Source organism: Paenarthrobacter sp. TA1.8 (genome assembly GCF_048595705.1).
Classification (GTDB): Bacteria; Actinomycetota; Actinomycetes; order Actinomycetales; family Micrococcaceae; genus Arthrobacter; species Arthrobacter nitroguajacolicus.
This window is the reverse complement of record NZ_CP184287.1, coordinates 503,354-524,710: the sequence shown is the minus strand read 5'-3', so window position 1 is coordinate 524,710 and position 21,357 is coordinate 503,354. Positions and strand designations below refer to the sequence as shown.

The following is a 21,357-nucleotide window of genomic DNA, read 5'->3' as shown; positions in this document are numbered from 1 at the left end:
CAATCCTAATATATCAGTACAGGACCTAGGAATATATCTTAAGGAGGAGACATGACCCTCGTGGCGACAGACTCACCGGTAAGCACCCTACCGAAGCCCGAAATGCTCAAAGAAGAGCAAGCACAGAAGTTCGTACTCACATTGTCGTGCGTCGAACGCGCCGGAATTGTCCAGGCAGTCACAACCTTCCTTTTCGAGCGCGGTTTCAACATCGAAGAGCACCAGCAGTTCGACGACGGACTCCGCCAGACACTGCACCTGCGGACCGCTTTCTCCGGCCCGCTGTCCTACTCCCCGGAGCGGCTCGAAGAGGAATTCAGAGCGATTGCTGACCGCTTCGAGATGAAGTTCAGCTTCCACGACCAAACCAAGAAGCGGGTCCTGGTAATGGTGTCCAAGTTCGGGCACTGCCTCAATGACCTCATCTTCCGCTGGCGGGGCGGCAGCCTCGGCGGTGACATCGTTGTGGTTGCCTCCAACCATGAAACCCACCGCGCCATGGCTGAAGCCGCTGGCCTGCCCTTTGTCTACATTCCTGTCACCCCGGATACCAAGGCGGACGCTGAGCAGCGGCTCCTGGACCTGGTGGAAGAGTACAACGTAGACCTCGTAGTGCTGGCGCGGTACATGCAAGTACTTTCGGACGACCTGTGCCGTGCCCTCGAAGGACGCGCCATCAACATCCACCACTCCTTCCTGCCGGGATTCAAGGGGGCCCGCCCCTACCACCAGGCCTATGACCGCGGCGTGAAGCTGGTGGGTGCCACTGCCCACTACGTCACCGCTGACTTGGACGAGGGGCCGATCATCGAGCAGGAAGTCATCCGCGTCGATCACAGCTACGGTCCCACCACACTCTCAACCGTGGGCCAGGACGCCGAAGCCTTGGCATTGTCCCGCGCTGTCAGGTGGCACTGCGAACACCGCGTGCTGCTGGACCAGACCAGCACCGTGGTTTTCCGCTAACCAAGCACCAGAACACCAGCAGACTCACCCCTATTAACTTCAGCAGGAGAACCCCCATGGCATCCACGCCTCGCATTGTCATCATCGGAGCTGGGATTGTTGGCACCAACCTCGCCGACGAACTGGTCACCCGCGGTTGGAACAACATCACCGTCCTGGACCAAGGACCCCTGAACATGCCCGGTGGCTCAACGTCCCACGCACCGGGCCTGGTTTTCCAGACCAACCCCTCAAAGTCCATGGCACTCTTCGCCAAGTACACAGTGGAGAAGCTGCTGTCCCTCACGGAGGACGGCCAAAGCTGCTTCAACCAGGTGGGCGGCCTTGAAGTTGCCACTACCGAGACCCGTCTGGCCGACCTGAAGCGCAAGCTCGGCTACGCACAGTCATGGGGCATCGACGGCAAGATCCTCTCCCGCGAGGAATGCAAGGAGCTCTACCCCCTGATCAATGAGGAAGACATTCTGGGCGGCCTCCACGTCCCCACGGATGGCCTGGCTCTTGCTGCCCGCGCCGTGCAGTTGCTCATCAAACGCACTGAAGCCGCCGGCGTGAAGTACATCGGCAACACCGAAGTAACCGGCATCGAGCAGTCAAACAGCCGCGTGACCGGCGTCGAGACCCCCGACGGCGTGATCCCGGCGGACATCGTGGTTTCCTGTGCCGGCTTCTGGGGCGCCAAGGTGGGCGAGTTGATCGGGATGTCCGTTCCGCTCCTCCCGCTGGCCCACCAGTACGTAAAAACGACGCCGGTTCCCGCCCAGAAGGGCAAGAACGAACTTCCCAACGGTGCCCAGCTGCCGATCCTGCGCCACCAGGACCAGGATCTGTACTACCGCGAGCACGGTGACCGTTACGGCATTGGCTCCTACGCCCACCGCCCCATGCCCGTGGATCTCGATGAACTCGGAAGCTACGAGCCCAGCAGCATCACCGAACACAACATGCCCTCGCGCCTGGACTTCACGCTGGAAGACTTCCTTCCCGCGTGGGAAGCAACCAAGCAGATCCTGCCGGCACTGCGTGAAAGCGAAATCGAGGATGGCTTCAACGGCATCTTCTCCTTCACCCCGGATGGTGGCTCCCTGGTGGGCGAGTCCAAGGAAGTTGACGGCTTCTTCGTTGCCGAGGCCGTGTGGGTCACTCACTCCGCCGGCATCGCCCGTGCCGTGGCTGAGCTCCTGATCGAAGGAAAGTCGCAGATTGACCTCGGTGACTGCGACATCCACCGCTTCGAAGAGGTCCAGCTGACCCCCGAATACGTCAGCGAAACCTCCCAGCAGAACTTCGTGGAGATCTACGATGTGATGCACCCGCTCCAGCCAAAGCTTTCTCCCCGCAACCTCCGTGTCAGCCCCTTCCACGCCCGCCACAAGCAGTTGGGCGGCTACTTCCTGGAAGGTGCCGGATGGGAGCGCCCTTACTGGTTCGAAGCCAACGCCGAGCTCCTCAAGGAAATGCCGGACGACTGGCAGCCGCCGGCCCGCGACGCCTGGTCCGGTATGTTCAGCTCCCCCATCGCCGCGGCTGAGGCTTGGAAGACCCGCACAGCAGTTGCCATGTACGACATGACGCCGCTGAAGCGCCTCGAAGTGTCCGGCCCTGGAGCCTTGAAGTTGCTGCAGGAACTGACCACCGGCGACCTTGCCAAGAAGCCCGGCGCCGTGACCTACACGCTGCTTCTGGATGAAGCCGGTGGCGTACGAAGCGACATCACTGTGGCCCGCCTGAGTGAAGACACTTTTCAGCTTGGCGCCAACGGCAACATGGACACCGCCTACTTTGAGCGCGCGGCCCGGCACCAGACCGAAAATGGAGGCGCCGGAGACTGGGTCCAGGTCCGCGATACCACTGGTGGCACCTGCTGCATCGGCTTGTGGGGTCCCCTCGCCCGTGACCTCATCAGCACGGTGAGCAGCGACGACTTCACAAACGACGGCCTGAAGTACTTCCGTGCCAAGAAGGTCACCATCGGAGGAGTCACTGTCACCGCGATGCGGCTCTCCTACGTGGGCGAACTGGGCTGGGAGCTCTACACCAGCGCCGACAACGGGCAGCGCCTCTGGGACGCCTTGTGGAAGGCCGGCCAGCCGTTCGGCGTCATCGCCGCGGGCCGTGCCGCGTTCAGCTCGCTGCGACTCGAAAAGGGCTACCGTTCCTGGGGCTCGGACATGACCACTGAGCACGACCCCTATGAGGCCGGCCTTGGCTTCGCCGTGAAGATGACCAAGGAGAACTTCGTCGGCAAAGCCGCCTTGGAAGGGCGCAGTGAGGAAAGCTCGGCCCGCCGCCTGCGCTGCTTGACCGTCGACGACGGCAGGAGCCTGGTGCTGGGCAAGGAACCGGTGTTCTACAAGGACCAGGCGGTGGGTTACGTCACCAGCGCAGCCTACGGTTACTCCGTCCGCAAGCCGATTGCCTACGCCTACTTGCCCTCTGCAGTGTCCCTCGGAGACTCCGTGGAAATTGAGTACTTCGGACGCCGCATCCAAGCCACTGTGACCGAAGATCCGCTGTACGACCCCACCATGAGCCGGCTCCGGGGCTAACAGCCCACGCAGCCACCAACGCATGCGGCCCGGACCCTTCCCCTCGCACCGACCGGGTCCGGGCCGCTGCTTTCCCCCTTCAGCCAGGAAGACCCATGATCAGTTCAGAAACCATCCATGATTACCTCTCCAGGCTCGCTTCACGTCAGCCCACTCCCGGTGGAGGCGCAGCCGCTGCCTTGCATGCCGCCCAAGGTGCTGCCTTGGTAGCCATGGTGGCCAGGTACACCACCGGTGCCAAGTATGAGGAGCACGCCGCACTGGTAACCCGGATCACCAGCGCCGCCGACCACCTGATCGTCGAGGCCCTGCGTCTCGCGGACGCCGACGAGCATGCCTTCCAGTCAGTCATCGACTCCTACAAGCTCCCCTCGGAATCCGACGAACTCAAGGCAATCAAGACCGCCGCCATCCAGGAGGCCCTGGTTCAGGCCGCCCATACCCCCGCGCAGCTCATCAAAGTTGCCGGCGAAGTGGTGGATCTTGCCACGGAACTCGTTGACGTGGCGAATCCCAACGTCATCAGCGACATCGCCGCTGCTGCCGATGCAGCCCGAGCAGCTGCCACCACGGCCCGGGTCAACATCGACATCAATGTAGTCGCCATCAAGCACGGCGAAGCCCGTTCCCGCCTGGCGGAACAGACGAACGGTATTGAGGACAAAGTGGTTCTCGCCGCCGATGCCCTGGTGCAGCGCGTACGCGAAAGGATCCTCTCATGACCACCAAACTGCGCGGGAACACCAAACTGCTTTCCGGCAAGCCGCTCGCTGCCCTTATCCAGCAGCGCGCCCATGAGGAGACCGCCCTCCTGGATGACGAGGGCATTCGCCCGGTCCTGGCTGTTGTTGTTGCAACGGACGACGAAGCGACGCACTGGTACGTCCGCTCCATCGAGCGTGCAGCCGGACGTGCCGGTATTGGTTGCAGGATCGTCGATCTTGGTCACGATGCCACCGAACAAGTGCTGGCCAGCGTCCTGGCCGACCTCAGCGCCGAGCCATCCGTCCACGGCATCATCCTCCAGACTCCCCTGCCTGCGGCTGTCCGCGCTGACCGGCTGGTGGGCCTCATCGTTCCGGAAAAGGATATCGACGGCGCCAATCCGCTCAGCCTCGGCCGCTTGGCCGTGGGGCAGCCCGCCTTCGCACCCGCTACTGCCCAGGCCGTGGTGGAGTTGCTGGACCACTTCCAGATTCCGGTTGCCGGGCGTAACGTGGCCGTCGTCGGGCGTTCCGCCGTGGTGGGCAAGCCGCTGTCCCTGCTCCTCCTCGAAAGGGACGCAACCGTCACCATCTGCCATTCCAAATCAGGGCCGCTGGAACGCTATACCCAGCCGGCCGACGTCGTGGTTGTTGCCGCCGGGCGGACCGGGCTGCTGAAGGGCAGCCACCTTTCCCCGGAGACTGTGGTGATCGACGTCGGCACGAACGTCCTGCCCGATGGTTCCCTGGTGGGTGATGTCGACGAAGCCAGCGTCACCGGCGTCGCGGCGGGCCTGAGTCCGGTTCCGGGCGGCGTCGGGTCAGTGACCACCGCGCTTTTGCTGCTGCACACGGTTGAAGCCGCCCGGCAACAGTCCCGCACCACGCTGCTCACTGCTTCCACTTCCCGGATCTGAAGGGTTCCCCCATGCATTCCAAAGCCCCCCGCGAGAACATCGACGAGTCAAAGCTGACCGTCACCAAACCCAAGACCAAGGCCGTGGGCATCCCCGCTGTTGCCAACGCCTTGAAGATTTCGCTGGAACAGATGGGACCACTGCGCAGCGTTCAGACCCTGCTGGCAGTGAACCAGCTGGATGGCTTCGACTGCATGGGGTGCGCCTGGCCCGAGCACGAAAAGCGCAACGCGGCAGAGTTCTGCGAGAACGGTGCCAAAGCAGTGGCCGAGGAAGCCACCCGGCGCCGTGTCACGCCGGAGTTTTTCGCTCAGCATTCCATCGCCGACCTCAAGACGCGCGACGACTTCTGGCTGGGCCAGCAAGGCCGGCTCACCCACCCGATGTTCCTGGACGAAGGCGCTACCCACTACAGGGCCATCGACTGGGAGGAAGCCTATGACCTCATGGCTGAGGAGCTGCGGAGCCTGGAACACCCCGACGAAGCCGTCTTCTACACCTCCGGCCGGACCTCCAATGAAGCAGCATTCGTTTACCAGCTCCTGGTTCGCGGCCTGGGCACCAACAACCTCCCGGACTGCTCCAACATGTGCCACGAGTCCTCCGGTTCCGCACTGGTGGAAACCATCGGCATCGGCAAGGGTTCCGTCAGCCTGATGGACCTGGAGACGGCGTCGCTGATCTTCGTGGCCGGGCAGAATCCCGGTACCAACCACCCGCGCATGCTCAGCGCGCTGGAAAAGGCGAAGAAGAACGGCGCAGTCATCGTGTCTGTCAACCCCCTTCCCGAAGCAGGCCTCCTGCACTTCGAGAACCCGCAGCACGTGGCCGGCATGATTCAAGGGACCCAACTGACGGACGACTTCCTGCAGATCCGTGCCGGCGGCGACCAGGCCCTCTTCCAAGGCCTGGGCAAATACCTGCTTGAAGCCGAAGCTGCCGGACGGAACACCCCGGGCCTGCAAACCGTCCTGGACCATGACTTCATCAACAATCACACCGTGGGCATCGACGACTACCTGCGCTATCTGGAAAAGGTGGAGTGGGAAGACATTGTGGAGGCAACCGGCCTCACCCTTGAGCAGATCCATTCCACAGGTGAACGAATGCTCGCCTCCAGCGCCACCATCGTGTGCTGGGCCATGGGCCTGACCCAGCACAAACACTCCGTACCCACCCTCCGCGATGTAGTCAACGTTCTCCTGCTTCAAGGCAACATCGGCAAGCCCGGGGCCGGCGTTTGTCCTGTGCGCGGCCACTCGAACGTCCAGGGTGACCGGACCATGGGCATCTTCGAGAAGATGCCGGAGACGTTCCACGACCGGCTGGACCAGGAATTCGAGTTCCGGTCTCCGCGCGAGCACGGCTTTGACACCGTGGCAGCCATCCGCGCCATGCGGGACGGCAAAGTCCGTTTCTTCATGGGCATGGGCGGCAACTTCGTCCGGGCTGCCCCCGATTCCGAAGTCACCGAGGAAGCCCTGGCCAACACCCGGCTGACCGTTCAGATCTCCACGAAATTGAACCACTCGCACTTGTCCACGGGTCGCCGGGCCCTGATCCTGCCTACCCTGGGACGCACCGAGAAGGATACCCAGCGGACCGGAGACCAGCGGGTCACCGTGGAAGACTCCATGAGCGCCGTCCACGCATCACGGGGACGCCTCAAGCCTGCAAGTGAGCACCTCCACTCCGAAGTAGCAATTGTGTGCAACCTTGCAGACAGGCTGTTCAGAGACGGCCACCAGCGCCTGCCCAACACCCCGCAGGCTTCCTGGCTGGCCATGAGGGATGACTACTCGCTGATCCGCAAACATATTGAAGCGGTATTTGACGGCTTTGAAGACTTCGAAGCACGGATTCAGCACCCGGGCGGTTTTGTCCTGCCACACCCGCCGCGCGATGCCAGGAAGTTCGACACCGCATCAGGAAAAGCACACTTCACCGGCAATGAGCTGGAGTTCATCAAGATCCCGCCTGGCCGCTTGGTCCTGCAAACCCTGCGTTCACATGACCAGTACAACACCACCATCTACGGCAAGGACGATCGCTATCGTGGCATCCATGGTGGGCGTCGCGTGGTGCTCATCAACGCTGACGACATCACCGAGCTAGGCTTTGCCGACGGCGATATGGTGCACCTGATCTCCGAATTCCAAGGAACGGACCGGCGTGCCGAGAACTTCCGCATCGTGTCTTACTCAACGCCGAAAGGCTGTGCCGCCGCGTACTACCCGGAGACCAATGTCCTGGTCCCCTTGGACTCCGTGGCGGACACCAGCGGAACACCCACCTCCAAGTCCGTGATCATCCGGTTGGAGAGGGCGTAAGACCCGCTGTACACCATGAGCTGCGTCACATAGTATGACTGATATATCTATCACGTACTGATGGAAATATCAGCTGTTCGATTGTCCGTGAATGGTGCTTCGATGGCCTGAAACCTGGGGAGGTATTTCCTCATCGAAGCACCGCTTTCGGACCATTGGGCAGCAGTTCAGCAATAGCCAAAGAAGAGGGAGTGACCATGTCAGGAAACAGAGCAGTCGCCTACAAGGAACCTGGTGTCGTCGAGATCATCGACACCGACTACCCAACGTTTGAGCTTAAGGACGGACCGGGCGTCAACCCGGCCAACGTCGGCCGGAAAGTGCCTCATGGCGCGATCCTCCGCACTGTAACCACCAACATCTGCGGTTCGGACCAGCACATGGTTCGTGGGCGCACCACTGCTCCGCAGGACCTGGTCCTCGGCCACGAAATCACGGGCGAAGTGGTGGAGGTGGGACCCGACGTCGAGTTCATCAAGGTAGGCGACATCGTCTCGGTGCCGTTCAACATTTCCTGTGGCCGTTGCCGGAACTGCAAGGAGCAGAAGACCGGCATCTGCCTCAACGTCAACCCCGACCGCCCCGGCAGCGCCTACGGCTACGTGGACATGGGAGGCTGGGTGGGCGGACAAGCAGAGTTCGTGTTGGTCCCCTACGCCGACTGGAACCTGCTGCGCTTCCCGGACCGCGATCAGGCCCTGGAAAAAATCATGGACCTGACCATGCTCTCGGACATCTTCCCCACTGGCTTCCATGGTGCCGTCACTGCCGGCGTCGGCGTGGGGTCAACAGTTTACGTCGCAGGTGCCGGGCCCGTGGGCCTTGCTGCTGCCGTGGGCGCGCAGCTGCTTGGCGCCGCCGTCGTGATTGTGGGCGATATGAACGAGGACCGCCTGGCGCAGGCGCGTTCTTTCGGCTGTGAAACAGTCAACGTGTCCAACGGCGATCCGAAGGAGCAGATCGCACAGATCCTCGGCGTTCCGGAAGTGGATTGCGGTGTGGACGCGGTGGGCTTTGAAGCCCGCGGCCACGGCAAGGATGCCTCACACGAGGCTCCTGCCACTGTGTTGAACTCCCTCATGGATATCACTGCCGCCGGTGGATCCCTGGGCATTCCGGGGCTCTACGTCACCGGCGACCCGGGCGGAATCGACGATGCCGCCAAGCACGGCTCACTCTCGCTGTCCCTTGGTACCGGCTGGGCCAAATCCCTGTCCTTCACCACCGGCCAATGCCCGGTCATGAAATACAACCGGCAGCTGATGATGGCGATCCTCCATGACAAGGTCCAGATCGCCAAGGCAGTCAACGCCCAAGCCATCCCGCTCGAGGACGCTCCGCGCGGCTACGCCGAATTCGACGCCGGAGCGGCAACAAAGTTCGTGCTGAATCCGAACGGTTATGTGAAGTCCTAATACACGTCTGAACAGCACGCACCACACGGATACCGGGGACTGCACGGCAAGAATTACGGGAAGGCCGGGCAGTCCCCGGTATCTGCGTTTCACAGGAAGCACCACCCCAGGAAGCGGGCATCCATGCTTGCACAAGCAACCTTCACCGACTCTCACGAAGGGTTCGTGGTGAGCGGCGAACCGCGGCACGCACCCTCGTGGGCCGAAGCACGTGAACTGGCCTACCAGTGTGCCGGTCCACTCCCGTCGTCGAAAGTCACCCTCGGCGAGGCGATCGGGCGCACCCTGACCAGCCCCGTCACCGCTCAACGGAACCTGCCCCATTACGCGTCGTCAGCCATGGACGGCTGGGCCATCAACGGCAGCGGCCCTTGGATACTAACGACGGCGGGGCTGCCGCTGTCGCCGGGCGAAGCCAGCGTCATCGCCACCGGCGGGCTCGTTCCAACGGGCGCCTCGGCAGTCCTGCGCAAGGAAAGCGGCCACGCATCCACGGATGGGCACCTCTCTATCAGACACGACGCCAAGCCGGGTGAAACACTCCCAGGCCGGCACATTCGGCCCGCCGGAGAAGAAGCCGCAGCCGGAGAGGTCCTCATACCCGCCGGCACGCTCCTCAATCCGGCTCATATTGCCCTGGCCGCAGTGGCAGGCCACGATCACGTTCAGGTGCAGCGCAAGCCGAGGGTCGCCGTCGTACTTACCGGTTCTGAAGTGGTCACCTCAGGCGAGCCGGCGCCCGGACAGGTCCGCGACGCGTTCGGTCCGCAGCTGGATGCCGTGATATCGCAATTGTGCGGGGAGCCGGGTGGCCAGCGCAGGATAGGCGACTCATACGAAGAGTGGATGGCGGCGCTTGGCCGCGTTCCTGATGGTTTGCCGCCCGACGTGACGATCACCACCGGAGGGACGGGAAAATCCGGGACAGACCACTTCCGCAATGCCGTTGCGGCACTCGGGGGTCGGCTCCTCCTGGACGAAATCGCCATGCGGCCGGGACATCCGGCGGTGTTGGCGGAACTTCCTGATGGTCGTTTCGTCATCGGCCTTCCGGGCAATCCGCTGGCCGCGATGATGGCGCTGATGACCCTTGGGGAACCCTTGCTGGCCGCTATGGGAAGCAGGCCCCTCCGGAGAGCCGTGCTAATGACCTCCGGGGCCGACATCGACCCGGACCCAAGGCGGACACGTCTCATGCCCTGCACCCTTATCCACGATCTGGCGCTCCCTGCCTCCCGCACGGGTCCGGGGATGATGCGCGGGCTTGCCTGGGCAGACGGATATATGGCCGTTCCCCCTGAAGGCATCGCAGCCGGTGCGCCCGTACCTGTCCTGCCGCTGCCCTGGACAGCGCCCATCAATTTCCCGGACCAATCAGGAGGGTACGCCGGATGGCCCGCATGACCCAGCGCAGGAAAATCCATCGTTTCCGCTTGGACGCGGCGGACACCGAAAATTCCGTGCGGTTCAAGGAGGATGTTCTGGCCGCCGAAGAACCCCTGGAAATCAGGATCGGAGGCAGCTCTTTTGCCGTGACCATGAGGACGCCGGGCGACGACTTTGATCTGGTGGCTGGATTTTTGGTGTCCGAGGGCATCATCCGCAGCCCTTCCGAGCTGATCTCCCTCCGGTTCTGTGCGGGCGAGAAGGACGGGGTGCAGACCTTTAACGTGGTGGAAGCCCAGCTACGGCCGGACGTTCCCCTGCCGGACACCATGCGCCACGTATATACGTCGAGTTCGTGTGGCATCTGCGGCACGGACTCCATTGAAGCCGTACGCAAGACCATCCATTTCGATCCGTCCTTGGACCGTCTACAGGTTCCCGTGGATGTCCTCGCCGAGCTCCCGGACCGGCTCCGCGAAGCGCAGGCCGTCTTCGACAGAACCGGAGGGGTCCACGCAGCTGGACTGTTCAAAGTGGATGGCGCCAGCCCGGAGCTGTTGTGTCTGCGGGAAGACGTCGGCCGGCACAATGCGGTGGACAAAGTGGTGGGCTGGGCCCTTCGGCAGGACCTGCTGCCCTTGACCGGCCTGGTCCTGCAGGTCTCGGGCAGGGCATCGTTCGAACTCGTCCAGAAGGCAGCTTTGGCCGGCATCCCGGTTCTCGCGGCCGTCAGCGCCCCCTCCAGCCTCGCCGTCGATCTTGCCACCGAGACCGGGGTGACCCTGGTTGGCTTCAGCCGGGGACATAGCCTCAACTTCTATGCCGGAAGGGAGCGCCTGAGCAACCCACGAAAGGCTGTCCAGGAGGCTGCCATGAGCGGGTGAATCATCCATGATGTGAAAAGGTCCGCGCAAAACTCCGTCTAGGATGAGGAAAGACGAGGGTGCAGGCCACACGGGGTACCAGCTCAGGGTGGCCTGCCTGGACAACGACACGAGGCACCATGGCCGCACGCAGCAACCCGGACTTCGACAAGGACGTAGACGCCCAGGGCGGAGGCGTCCAGTCAGTAGACCGCGCACTCCAAATCCTGGAAATCCTGGCCCGGGAAGGCGATGCCGGCGTGAGCGACATCGCTGAGGAGATGGGCGTCCACAAGTCCACCGTGTCCCGGCTGGTTGGCTCCTTGGTCAACCGCGAACTGGTCCGGCAGAACAGTGAACGCGGCAAGTACCAGTTGGGCTTTGGAATCCTCCGCCTGGCTTCTTCCATCCCCGGCAGACTGAGCGTGGTTCATGAGGCGCGCCAAGTCCTGGAGGCCTTGGCGGCCGAATACAAGGAAACCGTCAATCTGGCTGTGCTGCGGTCCAACTATGCCGTCAACGTGGACCAGGCGATGGGGCCCTCAACACTTGCCACCTACGACTGGGTGGGCAGCCTGACGCCGCTGCATGCCACATCCAGCGGCAAGGTCCTTCTGGCCGCGTTGACCGCCGATGAAAGAACCCAGGTCCTCAAGGCAGTGGGCTTGCCCGCTCGAACGCCACGTACGGTGACCAACCGCGGAGAGCTGGAAAAGCAGCTGCTGGACGTAGCCCGCAACGGCTACGCCACAGTTCACGAAGAGTTTGAAATCGGCCTCACCGCTATTGCCGTGCCCATCTTCAACCACTCGGGAACCGTCATCGCTGCGGTAAGTATCTCCGGCCCGGCGTTCCGCTTTTCACCCGAGGACCAGCCGGGGCTTATCGACGGCCTTCGCGAGGCCGGGCTGACCATCAGCGCCCGGATGGGTTACAGGCACCGCTGAGCCCTGCCCCGCGCGGGTCTACGATGCTCTAGGCGCAACACGGGCCATCATACGCAACGAACGCTTCCCCTCCCATTCGTTGCGTCAAACTGTCGGCAAGCTAGGAAAAGTCCTTGACTTTGAGTGTGACGGGGCGCACTCTGTTGCTTAGCGCGAATGTTGTTGATTCATGCGGAACGCCCTTTAGGGCTCCATGAGCCCAGCGTTCAACCAACCCGTCCGACCAAAGAGGTGCCCCATGAAACTGCCCATCTACGCTCCTGAAGTGCAGATCCGGGACAGCAAATCATGGTCAGCGGGGAAGCCCCCCAGCCTTCCCTTCGGCCTCATCCTCCAGGGCCATGTATAAACGCAAACCCATGACTCGCCGAGCAAAGGACCCGCTCATGGCTATAAACAGCGACACAAAATCCTTAACACCAGAGGAGTTACCTGCCGACGATCAATTGGCGGGTGCTTCAGCAGCAGCCAGTTCCACCACATCAACCAGCCCTGCCCACCCGGAGAACCCTGAGGAAATCATCAGGATCTCCACCGACGACACCAACTTGGCAGCCCTCGACGCTGAGGACGGAGGCGCTGAAACCCTTCCCGATTCTGAAGAATACGAACAGATCATGGAAGAGCTGCGCCACGCCAAGACCGAGCAGGCCGTTTCGGCCCGCCGGAACCGCAAACTTACCCTCGACAAAGTCACCTTCGGGATCACGGGCGCCATCGCCGTCGCCTTCGTGGTCTGGGGATTTGTCGGGCGCGACAGCCTCTCAGATACCTCCAAAGGCGCCCTGAACTGGGTTATGGAGTACACCGGCTGGCTCTTCATGGTCCTCGCCTCATTGTTCGTCGTCTTCGTCCTCTGGCTTGCCCTCGGCAAGTTTGGCAACATCCCGCTGGGCAAGGACGGCGAAAAGCCCGAGTTCCGGACCATTTCCTGGGTGGCCATGATGTTCGCCGCGGGCATGGGCATCGGGCTCATGTTCTACGGTGTGGCCGAACCCCTCTACCACTACATCTCGCCGCCGCCGGGAACAGTGGACGGCCGCACTCCGGCAGCCATCCAGACCGCCATGGCCACATCGATCTTCCACTGGACCCTGCACCCGTGGGCCATGTACGCAGTGGTCGGTATCGCCATGGCATACGGCACCTACCGCCTGGGCCGCAAGCAACTGGTTTCGGCAGCCTTCACCTCGCTTTTCGGCATCCGCATGGTGGAAGGGCCGCTCGGGAAGTTCATCAACATCCTGGCCATCTTCGCCACACTCTTCGGAACTGCCGCTTCGCTGGGCCTCGGCGCCCTCCAGATCGGCAGCGGCATGACGTCGAATGGCTGGCTGGGTGAGATCGGCACTCCGGTGCTCGTGGTTATTGTGGCCATACTGACCTTCTGCTTCGTGGCATCCGCTGTGTCAGGCATCAGCCGAGGCATCCAGTGGCTCTCCAACATCAATATGGTCCTGGCTGTTATTCTCGCCCTGATTGTGTTTGTAGCCGGACCCACCCTGTTCATCCTTAACCTGATCCCTTCCGCCGTAGGCGACTACGCCAGGGACCTCGCCGAAATGTCATCACGGACCGAAGCTGTGGGAGACGAGTCCCTGCGTAGCTGGATGACCAGCTGGACCATCTTCTACTGGGCCTGGTGGATCTCCTGGACGCCCTTCGTCGGGATGTTCATCGCCCGCATCAGCCGCGGACGCACCATCCGCCAGTTCGTCACCGGCGTCCTGCTGGTGCCCAGCGTTGTCAGCGTCATCTGGTTCGGCATCTTCGGAGGCGCCGCTTTCCACGTCCAGCAAGAGGCAGACAAGGCCGGCACGCCCGGGCTTGTGACCATGGTGGACGGCGCACCCTCCATCAACTTCGATGGCGCCCTCTTCGACCTCGTGAAGAACCTGGGCATGCCCGGCTGGCTGACAGCAGCGGTCATCGTCCTGGCCATGGTCCTGGTGGCGATCTTCTTCGTTACCGGCGCCGATGCAGCCTCCATCGTGATGGGATCCCTCAGCTCCAATGGTGCCGAGCACCCGCGTCGAGGAGTGGTGATCTTCTGGGGAAGCCTCACGGGCGCAGTGGCAGCGGTCATGCTGCTTGCCGGCGGCGATAAACCATCGGAAGCCTTGTCGGGCCTGCAAAGAGTCACCATCGTGGCAGCCCTGCCTTTCGTGATCGTCATGCTGTTGCTCTGCTTCGCACTGGTCAAGGACCTTCGCCGGGACCCGCTCCAGTTGCACAAGCGATTGGCCACTTCGGTGGTGGAACGAGCCATCCGAACGGGCGTTGAGCAACATGGCGGCGTTCAGTTCGACCTCGTCACCAAACACGACTGCGCCGAAAAGTGCACGGACACCGATTGCGCCGGGGGAACGCCCACGGGAACCATTCCCCTGGTCGGCAAGCCCCAACAGGATTCCGACCACAAATAACCCAGCTTTTTGGCTGACCCCCATTCACACGTCAGTAAGGTCCACCATGTCCAACACTTCTGCCAACGGAACTCTCCGTCTCAACACCCAGGCCAGCCCCAGCAACCAGGCCAGTGAGGATGTGACCCTCACCCTGGACGCTTCCAAACCGGTGACAGTCCGGATCGAGGTTGACCGCTGCCCCTGCGGATCGGAACACAACAGGGCCGGTTCCTACATCGACACTGACTTCAGCCGCTAGCAACAGCACGCTGATTCCAACACAACAAAGCAGGCGCCGGGATTCCGGCGCCTGCTTTTTGTTAGTACTGGTGGAAGCTAAAGCCTATTTGGGCATCAGCACCGAGTCGATCAGGTAGACCGTGGCGTTGGCGGTCTGGACGCCACCGCAGATTACATTGGAAGCTCCGTCAACCGTGAGGGCATCCTTGGTGCCGGCAACCGTCACTTCGCCACCCTGGACAGTCTTGTGGGTGCCGACGATCTGGTCCGGGGTCAGCTGACCGGGGACTACGTGGTAGGTGAGAATCTTGCTCAGCAGGGCATCGTCCGTCTTGAGCGTCTCGATTGTTGCGGGGTCGATCTTGGCGAAGGCATCGTCAACCGGTGCGAACACCGTGAATTCGCTGCCGTTCAGGGTGGAAACCAGGTCCACCTTGGGGTTGAGCTTGCCCGAAACAGCGGCGGTCAGGGTCTTGAGCAGCGGGTTGTTCGATGCTGCTACGGCTACCGGGTCCTGGGCCATGCCCATGACCGATCCGGCACCGTCCGGAACCTGTGCGGCGTAACCGGCGCAGCCGGGGCCCACCAGGTTAGCGGCCGGATCCATGGCGGCGCTGCTCATGGCGGAGGCCGACGGCGACGGTGCCGCCATAGAGGTTTCCGGGGCGGCAGATGAAGCAGCCGGTGTGCTGGAGGTGCTGGAACCACCACAGGCAGTGAGACCGAGAAGGGCGGCTGCAGTGAGGCCAACGAAGGCGAGGGCGGGGCGCTTTGTGGACAACATGTCATTCTCCTTGTTTTTGGAACCAGGGCGTTGGGTCCAGTGGGTGGTGGGACACGGGCTGCGGGTGTTGCTTTTGCTTCACCAGCGGTTTGTGTCTCACCAGCTATTCGGAGGTCGGGACAGGGTGGATGGGTGCGGATTGAAAAAGTTTTTTTAGCCAGTCTCCGCAGGCCTAGTGGAGGGGTTCATCCCGGTGACAGGATGGGCGAATGGCTATCGAGGTTCGCCCAGCGACGGTGTTCGACGACGTGAAGACCATGGTGGGGCCCAAGAGCCCCGATGCCAACGTGTGCTGGTGCCTCAGCTACAGGATTCCGTCGAAACTGAACCAGGAGCTGCAAAAACTGGAGCGCGGAAAGTTCGTGAAGAAGCTGGTGGCCGAGGACCCGCCTCCCGGCGTTCTGGCTTACGACGGCGACGAAGTAGTTGGGTGGGCAGCGGTCCACCCTCGCGAGGACACTACTTTTGCGAAAAACCGCAAGATTCCCCACGTGGATGAGATCAAGGTGTGGTCGGTGTGGTGCATCCGGGTTAGGCCCGGGCATCGCGGCAAGGGAATTTCCCACGAGCTGCTCCGCGGCGCGATTGACTTCGCAAAGAGCCACGGCGCGCCCGCGATTGAGGGTTATCCCGTGGACAACAAAGGCGGCAAGGTGGACCTGACCATGGCCTACGTTGGCACCCGGAGGCTTTTCGAGAAGGCCGGTTTCAAAAAGGTGGCCGAGACGACGTCGGTCCTGAACGGTTTCCCGAGAGTGCTGATGCGGCTGGACCTCAACTCCCCCAACTAGGTCGCATTTGTGCGCGTTTTGAGCCGTCTAAACGCGCACTAATGCGACCTAGTTGGGTTGGGACCCCTGCAGGCGCGCCGTCATCCTGTGTGCTTCCTCGAGCAGCAGTTTCCCGAGGAACTCCTGGCGGTCCGCACGGAATCGAGGCTCAATTCCCGTCAAGGAAAGAGCCCACGCTGGCCGTCCCTGCTGATCAAACACAGCCGCTCCCATGCCCCAGCTACCTTCCAGGATCAACCCGGGATTAACGGAGTAGCCAGCCAGCCGCGTCCGTTCCAGATTGCCCCACACCACGTCTGCAGGGTGGCCCGCCGCAAAGTCGCCGGCATGCGTAGCCCAGTCGCCCAGCAACGCTTCCTGTTCGTCTGGAGGCAGGAAAGCCATGATGGCAGTGCCGGCCGAAGCGACTCCCAAGGGAAAGCGCACCCCTTCGTGCAGCACGAAGGACCGCACCGGAAAGGAGCCTTCTTCCCGCAGCACGCACACTGTTTCGTTGCCACGACGAATGGAGAAGAAGGCGCTCTCCCCGGTCTCTGCAGCCAACCTGCGCAGCGAGGGCCGCGCAATGTCCTCCATAGGGAAACGTGCAGCGGCCACTGATCCCAGCAAGAAGATCTCCGGACCCAACACCCACTTCCCGGAGGTGGAATCGTGTTCCAGCAAGCCCTCCGCGGCCAGTGACGTCAGTAGCCGGTGGACGGTTGGCCGGGTCAGCCCGGACTCGCGCACCAAGCCCGCCAAGGAGGTGCCCTCGGGCCTGCGTCCCACCAGCCTAAGCAACAGGGCCACCCGGCCCACCACTTGCGCTCCTTGTACCACCACAGCACCCTCCATCAGATTTCATCCATAATATGGACACCCTCCAGTGTAGTGTCCATACCCTGAGTATCTGGAAGGTACGCGCATTGACCGCCCAACAAAGGCAACCTAGGCTCCTTCTCAAGAGTGAGAGCAGTCCACAAAGTGGATGCACCGGCAATGAACTCAAAGAGGAGTCGAGCATGACCAAGATCCAAGCGAGCGCAGCCCAAGCGTTACATGACCTGATGACAGACGGTCTGACCATCGCCGTCGGAGGTTTTGGACTCAGCGGCATTCCCGCCGACCTCATCGACGCCGTCCGTGAGTCCGGCGCCAAGGATCTCACGATCGTGTCCAACAACATGGGCGTGGACGGCAAGGGGCTAGGCGTCCTCATCGAGGCGGGCCAGGTCCGGAAGGTCATCGCATCTTATGTCGGTGAGAACAGACTGTTCGCCGAGCAGTACCTGGCCGGCCACCTGGAGGTCGAGTTCACGCCGCAGGGCACACTCGCCGAGCGTCTCCGCGCTGGCGGCGCCGGCATTCCGGCGTTCTACACGCGAACCGGAGTGGGGACCCTGGTTGCCGAAGGCAAGCCGCTGGAAGAGTTCGACGGCGTGACGTACGTCCGCGAGCGCGCCATCACCGCCGACGTCGCCCTGGTCCACGCCCACACTGCAGACACGGACGGGAACCTGATTTATCGCTACACGGCCCGCAACTTCAACCCGGTGGTTGCCACAGCGGGTGCGGTGACCATCGCCGAGGCTGAGGTCATCGTTCAACCCGGCCAGCTGGACCCGAATCACATTGTCACCCCGGGCGTTTACGTCCAGCGGTTGGTCCAAGCCACTGATCGGGTCAAGGACATTGAACAGCGCACGGTCCGGCAGCGACTCGAGGCACGGCACGCCGCATCAGTAACGGCCTAAGAACAAGGAGCACATCACCATGGCATGGACACGAGACCAAATGGCCGCCATCGCGGCCGAAGAACTGAACGACGGCGATTACGTCAACCTCGGCATCGGCATTCCCACGTTGGTGGCCAACAACCTGCCCGACGGCGTGCGGGTGGTCCTCCAGAGCGAGAACGGCCTGCTCGGCATGGGCCCTTTCCCGTATGAGGGCGAGGAAGACGCCGACCTTATTAACGCAGGCAAGCAGACCGTCACCATCACCCCCGGTGGCAGCATCTTCGACTCCGCCACGTCGTTCGGCATGATCCGCGGCGGCCACGTGAAGGTGGCCATCCTGGGCGCCATGCAGGTGTCCGGCTCGGGCGACCTGGCCAACTGGACCATCCCCGGCAAGATGGTCAAAGGCATGGGCGGAGCCATGGACCTGGTGGCGGGGACACCGAGGGTGGTGGTCCTCACTGAGCACAACGCCAAGGACGGTTCGGCCAAGATCGTCGCCGAATGCACGCTCCCGCTCACAGGACTCAAGTGCGTTGACCGGATCATCACGGACCTCGCCGTTTTCGACATCGAGGAAACACCGTCCACAGCGGAAACACCCGACGGCGGCACGCAGCTGCTGCTGACCCGCCTCTCCCCTGGCGTCACGGTGGAAGAGATCCGCAGCAAGACCGAGGCAGAGTTCACGGTGGCGCTCGCCTCTGAGGAACACGCACTTGAAGGAGTAAACGCATGAGCCTGAAGGACCAATTCGGCAAGGACATCCTGCTCACAGGGTGGGGGCACAGCAAGTTCGGCAAACTGACTGATGACACCTTGGAGTCGCTCATTGTCCAGGTTGCCGGCGAAGCGATTAAGAACTCTGGGCTCGGTCCCAAGGACATCGACGAAATTTACCTCGGGCAGTTCAACTCCGGAATGCAGCCTCTGGGATTCACGTCGTCGCTGGCACTTCAGTTGTCCGCAGATCTGGCTAACGTTCCCGCGACGCGCACCGAGAATGCTTGCGCTTCCGGTTCGGCGGCTTTCCAGCAGGGCGTCAAAGCCGTCCTGGCCGGGACTGCCCGCAACGTCCTGGTGATCGGGGCTGAGAAGATGACCGACGCCGGCGCCGACGTTGTGGGGGCGGCATTGCTCGGTGCTTCGTACGAGATGGCAGGAAAAGCCTCTTCTACGGGATTTACAGGCTTGTTCGCTGAGGTCGCCAAGCACTATGGGAAGCGCTACGGGGCCGGCATCACCGGCCCGGGATTCGAAGGCGGCCTCGGTGATGTCCTAGGTTCCATCGCTGCCAAGAACCACCACAACGGCATGGACAACCCCTACGCCCAAATGCACCGCGACTTCGGCGAGGAGTTCTGCCGGACCATCTCAGAGAAGAACCCCATGGTGGCCGAACCCTTGCGCCGCACGGACTGTTCGCCGGTCTCGGACGGTGCCGCCGCCGTCGTGCTTTCCACGTCGGCAACCGGAGGCGCAACCGCGCCGGTGCGCCTGGCTGGTTTCGGCCACGCCAACGACTTGTTCCCGGCGGAGAAGCGCGATCCCACCGAGTTTGCTGCCACCAGGGCTTCGTGGGAGCGTGCGCTGGGCATGGCGGGAGTTGGGCTCCAGGACCTGGACTTCGCGGAGGTGCATGACTGCTTCACCATCGCCGAACTCATCATGTACGAAGCCATGGGCCTCACTCCCCGCGGTGAGGGCGCGCGAGCCGTCCAGGAAGGCTGGGTTTATAAGGAGGGCAAGCTGCCCGTCAACGTCTCCGGCGGGCTCAAGGCGAAGGGCCACCCGGTGGGTGCCACTGGTGTGTCGCAGCACGTCATCGCCGCGATGCAGCTCAGCGGCACCGCGGGCGATATGCAGTTGTCCAATGCCCGCCGGGGAGCTGTGCAGAACATGGGCGGCGTGGGCATCGCCAACTACGTGAGCGTGCTGGAAGCCCTCTAACCCAAGTAAGTAGCAGCACAGCGCGTTTTGAGGGCTGAAAACGCGCACAAATGCGACTCAGACTCTTCTATGTCTGTCAAGCCGCGGTTGTCAGTTCGGGTGAGGCACTAAGCGTCCGGTAGATGCGGCGGGCCATGTAGCGTTTGATGCAGCGGCGGATTTCTTTGTCTGTACGTCCCTCGGCCCGTCGTTTCTCCACGTATTGGCGTGTTTCTGAATCATGGGTCATCCGGGTTACTGCGGCCATGTGCAGTGCGCTGTTCAGGGATCTGTCTCCGCCCCGGTTCAGTCGGTGCCTGACGGTGTTTCCGGAGGACGCAGGGATGGGGTTTACCCCGGCGAGTGAGGCGAATGCCGCCTCGTTCCGGACTCTTCCTTCGTGCGACCACGCGGTGAGGCATTTCGCGGCGCTGATCGCTGCGAACCCTGTCTCCTCCAGCAAGGGTGCGGCCTCGCTGGCCTTGACCAGCTCATCGAGTTGGTTCTCGTTTACGGTGAGCTGCTCATCGAGCGCCAGGACGTGTTTTGCCAGCCGCACGGCCTCGGCGCGGGCGATGGACAGCGAGAGTTCTTCCTCGCGGGACCGCCACTTTGAGACCTCGGTGATCTGGGCGCCGGTGAGCTTCTTGCGGGCGTCGATGCCCAGGTCGTTGCTCCGCACCAGGGCGTTGAGTGCATTGATCGACCGGGTGCGGTCCTTGCTCATGGATCCCCGCGCTGTCACCAGGATCCTCACGCCTTGGCGGACCCCGTCATGCAGGCGGGGGCGGCGAAGCTTGTCTACCGGCAGTGGCAGGGTGGAAGCGGCGATCTGGTGGGCGTCCAGGGCGTCGGTCTTGCCCACCCCACGGCGCTTCCTGGCATCCATGCGGGGTGCTTCGGCTACAGGGAAGCCATGGGTGGCCACGGTGCCGGCAAGGATCGCCCCGTAGGACGCGGCACCTTCGATCACCCAGAGAGTATCGGCACTACCACCGGTGCGGCGGGCGACCCAGTCGATCGCCCGGTTGATCCCGGCCCCGGTAGCGGGGAAATCCCGGGATTCGAGCAAGGCGCCGGTATTTGCGGCGAGGATCGCGTAGACGTGGTTACGGGCGTGCGTGTCGACACCGACGACAAATGGATGGGTATGCGCGACGATAGACATGGCGGTCATTGGTACCTTTCCTCTTCACGGACGTGGTCATGGCCGTCGCCGGCCGGTACCAGTCCGGGTAGAGGTCACCAAGGAACAGCACTGTGACGGGTCACGCCCCCGAAAGGGGGTGGACAATCTTCTGATCAAGCTACCGAGGTGGGCCGGACAGGTGCCGGCCGGACCACCCCCATGGACTGACAGGTCTAAGTAAAGACACCATGCGGGTCACTTGGGTCACGAGTCACATCCAC

General features: G+C 62.6%; 18 protein-coding genes. 15 read left to right on the top strand and 3 right to left on the bottom strand.

Annotated features, from left to right (window positions below):
• Window positions 1-51: 51 nt before the first annotated feature.
• From purU to ACNAOT_RS02675, 11 genes are all read left to right on the top strand, one after another.
• On the top strand, window positions 52-966 hold the full coding sequence (gene purU / locus ACNAOT_RS02725) for a formyltetrahydrofolate deformylase (RefSeq protein WP_091464930.1): 915 nt from the start codon (window positions 52-54) through the stop codon (window positions 964-966).
• Window positions 967-1,022: 56 nt separating this feature from the next.
• Window positions 1,023-3,515, top strand: coding sequence for a GcvT family protein (locus tag ACNAOT_RS02720; protein WP_420179930.1), 2,493 nt, complete (start codon window positions 1,023-1,025; stop codon window positions 3,513-3,515).
• Between the two features lie 95 nt (window positions 3,516-3,610).
• Complete coding sequence (locus tag ACNAOT_RS02715; RefSeq protein ID WP_420179929.1) at window positions 3,611-4,237, top strand: cyclodeaminase/cyclohydrolase family protein; 627 nt, start codon at window positions 3,611-3,613, stop codon at window positions 4,235-4,237.
• On the top strand, window positions 4,234-5,136 hold the full coding sequence (locus ACNAOT_RS02710; protein WP_420179928.1) for a bifunctional 5,10-methylenetetrahydrofolate dehydrogenase/5,10-methenyltetrahydrofolate cyclohydrolase: 903 nt from the start codon (window positions 4,234-4,236) through the stop codon (window positions 5,134-5,136). The genes ACNAOT_RS02715 and ACNAOT_RS02710 overlap by 4 nt, the downstream gene beginning before the upstream one ends.
• Before the next feature lie 11 nt (window positions 5,137-5,147).
• On the top strand, window positions 5,148-7,466 hold the full coding sequence (locus ACNAOT_RS02705) for an FdhF/YdeP family oxidoreductase (RefSeq protein WP_420179927.1): 2,319 nt from the start codon (window positions 5,148-5,150) through the stop codon (window positions 7,464-7,466).
• A gap of 197 nt (window positions 7,467-7,663) precedes the next feature.
• The gene (fdhA, locus tag ACNAOT_RS02700; protein ID WP_179016476.1) at window positions 7,664-8,881 is read left to right on the top strand and encodes a formaldehyde dehydrogenase, glutathione-independent; all 1,218 of its coding nucleotides are present in this window, start codon (window positions 7,664-7,666) and stop codon (window positions 8,879-8,881) included.
• A gap of 123 nt (window positions 8,882-9,004) precedes the next feature.
• The gene (locus tag ACNAOT_RS02695) at window positions 9,005-10,285 is read left to right on the top strand and encodes a molybdopterin molybdotransferase MoeA (protein ID WP_420179926.1); all 1,281 of its coding nucleotides are present in this window, start codon (window positions 9,005-9,007) and stop codon (window positions 10,283-10,285) included.
• Window positions 10,273-11,151 carry a formate dehydrogenase accessory sulfurtransferase FdhD gene (gene fdhD / locus ACNAOT_RS02690; RefSeq protein ID WP_420179925.1) on the top strand — a complete coding sequence of 293 codons (879 nt, stop codon included), beginning with the start codon at window positions 10,273-10,275 and terminating at the stop codon, window positions 11,149-11,151. The genes ACNAOT_RS02695 and fdhD overlap by 13 nt, the downstream gene beginning before the upstream one ends.
• Window positions 11,152-11,270: 119 nt before the next feature.
• On the top strand, window positions 11,271-12,077 hold the full coding sequence (locus tag ACNAOT_RS02685; protein ID WP_420179924.1) for an IclR family transcriptional regulator: 807 nt from the start codon (window positions 11,271-11,273) through the stop codon (window positions 12,075-12,077).
• 386 nt (window positions 12,078-12,463) lie between these two features.
• Complete coding sequence (locus ACNAOT_RS02680; protein ID WP_420179923.1) at window positions 12,464-14,503, top strand: BCCT family transporter; 2,040 nt, start codon at window positions 12,464-12,466, stop codon at window positions 14,501-14,503.
• A 46-nt stretch (window positions 14,504-14,549) separates the two neighbouring features.
• The gene (locus tag ACNAOT_RS02675) at window positions 14,550-14,744 is read left to right on the top strand and encodes a hypothetical protein (protein WP_420179922.1); all 195 of its coding nucleotides are present in this window, start codon (window positions 14,550-14,552) and stop codon (window positions 14,742-14,744) included.
• Between the two features lie 84 nt (window positions 14,745-14,828).
• Here the strand turns inward: ACNAOT_RS02675 and ACNAOT_RS02670 are convergent, their stop codons facing one another.
• On the bottom strand, window positions 14,829-15,509 hold the full coding sequence (locus ACNAOT_RS02670; protein WP_091464912.1) for a fasciclin domain-containing protein: 681 nt from the start codon (window positions 15,507-15,509) through the stop codon (window positions 14,829-14,831).
• A 209-nt stretch (window positions 15,510-15,718) separates the two neighbouring features.
• Between ACNAOT_RS02670 and ACNAOT_RS02665 the strand changes: the two genes are divergently transcribed.
• The gene (locus ACNAOT_RS02665; RefSeq protein ID WP_420179921.1) at window positions 15,719-16,300 is read left to right on the top strand and encodes a GNAT family N-acetyltransferase; all 582 of its coding nucleotides are present in this window, start codon (window positions 15,719-15,721) and stop codon (window positions 16,298-16,300) included.
• Window positions 16,301-16,348: 48 nt separating this feature from the next.
• Here ACNAOT_RS02665 and ACNAOT_RS02660 read toward each other — a convergent pair whose 3' ends face one another.
• Complete coding sequence (locus ACNAOT_RS02660) at window positions 16,349-17,134, bottom strand: IclR family transcriptional regulator (RefSeq protein ID WP_420179920.1); 786 nt, start codon at window positions 17,132-17,134, stop codon at window positions 16,349-16,351.
• A gap of 167 nt (window positions 17,135-17,301) precedes the next feature.
• Here ACNAOT_RS02660 and ACNAOT_RS02655 point away from each other — a divergent pair, with 167 nt between their 5' ends.
• From ACNAOT_RS02655 to ACNAOT_RS02645, 3 genes are read left to right on the top strand one after another with little or no spacing between them, the layout of a single operon-like run.
• Window positions 17,302-18,033, top strand: coding sequence for a CoA transferase subunit A (locus ACNAOT_RS02655; protein WP_420179919.1), 732 nt, complete (start codon window positions 17,302-17,304; stop codon window positions 18,031-18,033).
• Between the two features lie 19 nt (window positions 18,034-18,052).
• A complete protein-coding gene (locus ACNAOT_RS02650) occupies window positions 18,053-18,757 on the top strand; it encodes a CoA transferase subunit B (RefSeq protein WP_420179918.1) in 705 nt (234 codons plus the stop codon).
• A complete protein-coding gene (locus tag ACNAOT_RS02645; RefSeq protein ID WP_420179917.1) occupies window positions 18,754-19,968 on the top strand; it encodes an acetyl-CoA acetyltransferase in 1,215 nt (404 codons plus the stop codon). The genes ACNAOT_RS02650 and ACNAOT_RS02645 overlap by 4 nt, the downstream gene beginning before the upstream one ends.
• Before the next feature lie 76 nt (window positions 19,969-20,044).
• On the opposite strand, the gene ACNAOT_RS02640 is transcribed toward ACNAOT_RS02645, so the two are convergent.
• A complete protein-coding gene (locus tag ACNAOT_RS02640) occupies window positions 20,045-21,124 on the bottom strand; it encodes an IS110 family transposase (protein ID WP_420179916.1) in 1,080 nt (359 codons plus the stop codon).
• Window positions 21,125-21,357: the final 233 nt, after the last annotated feature.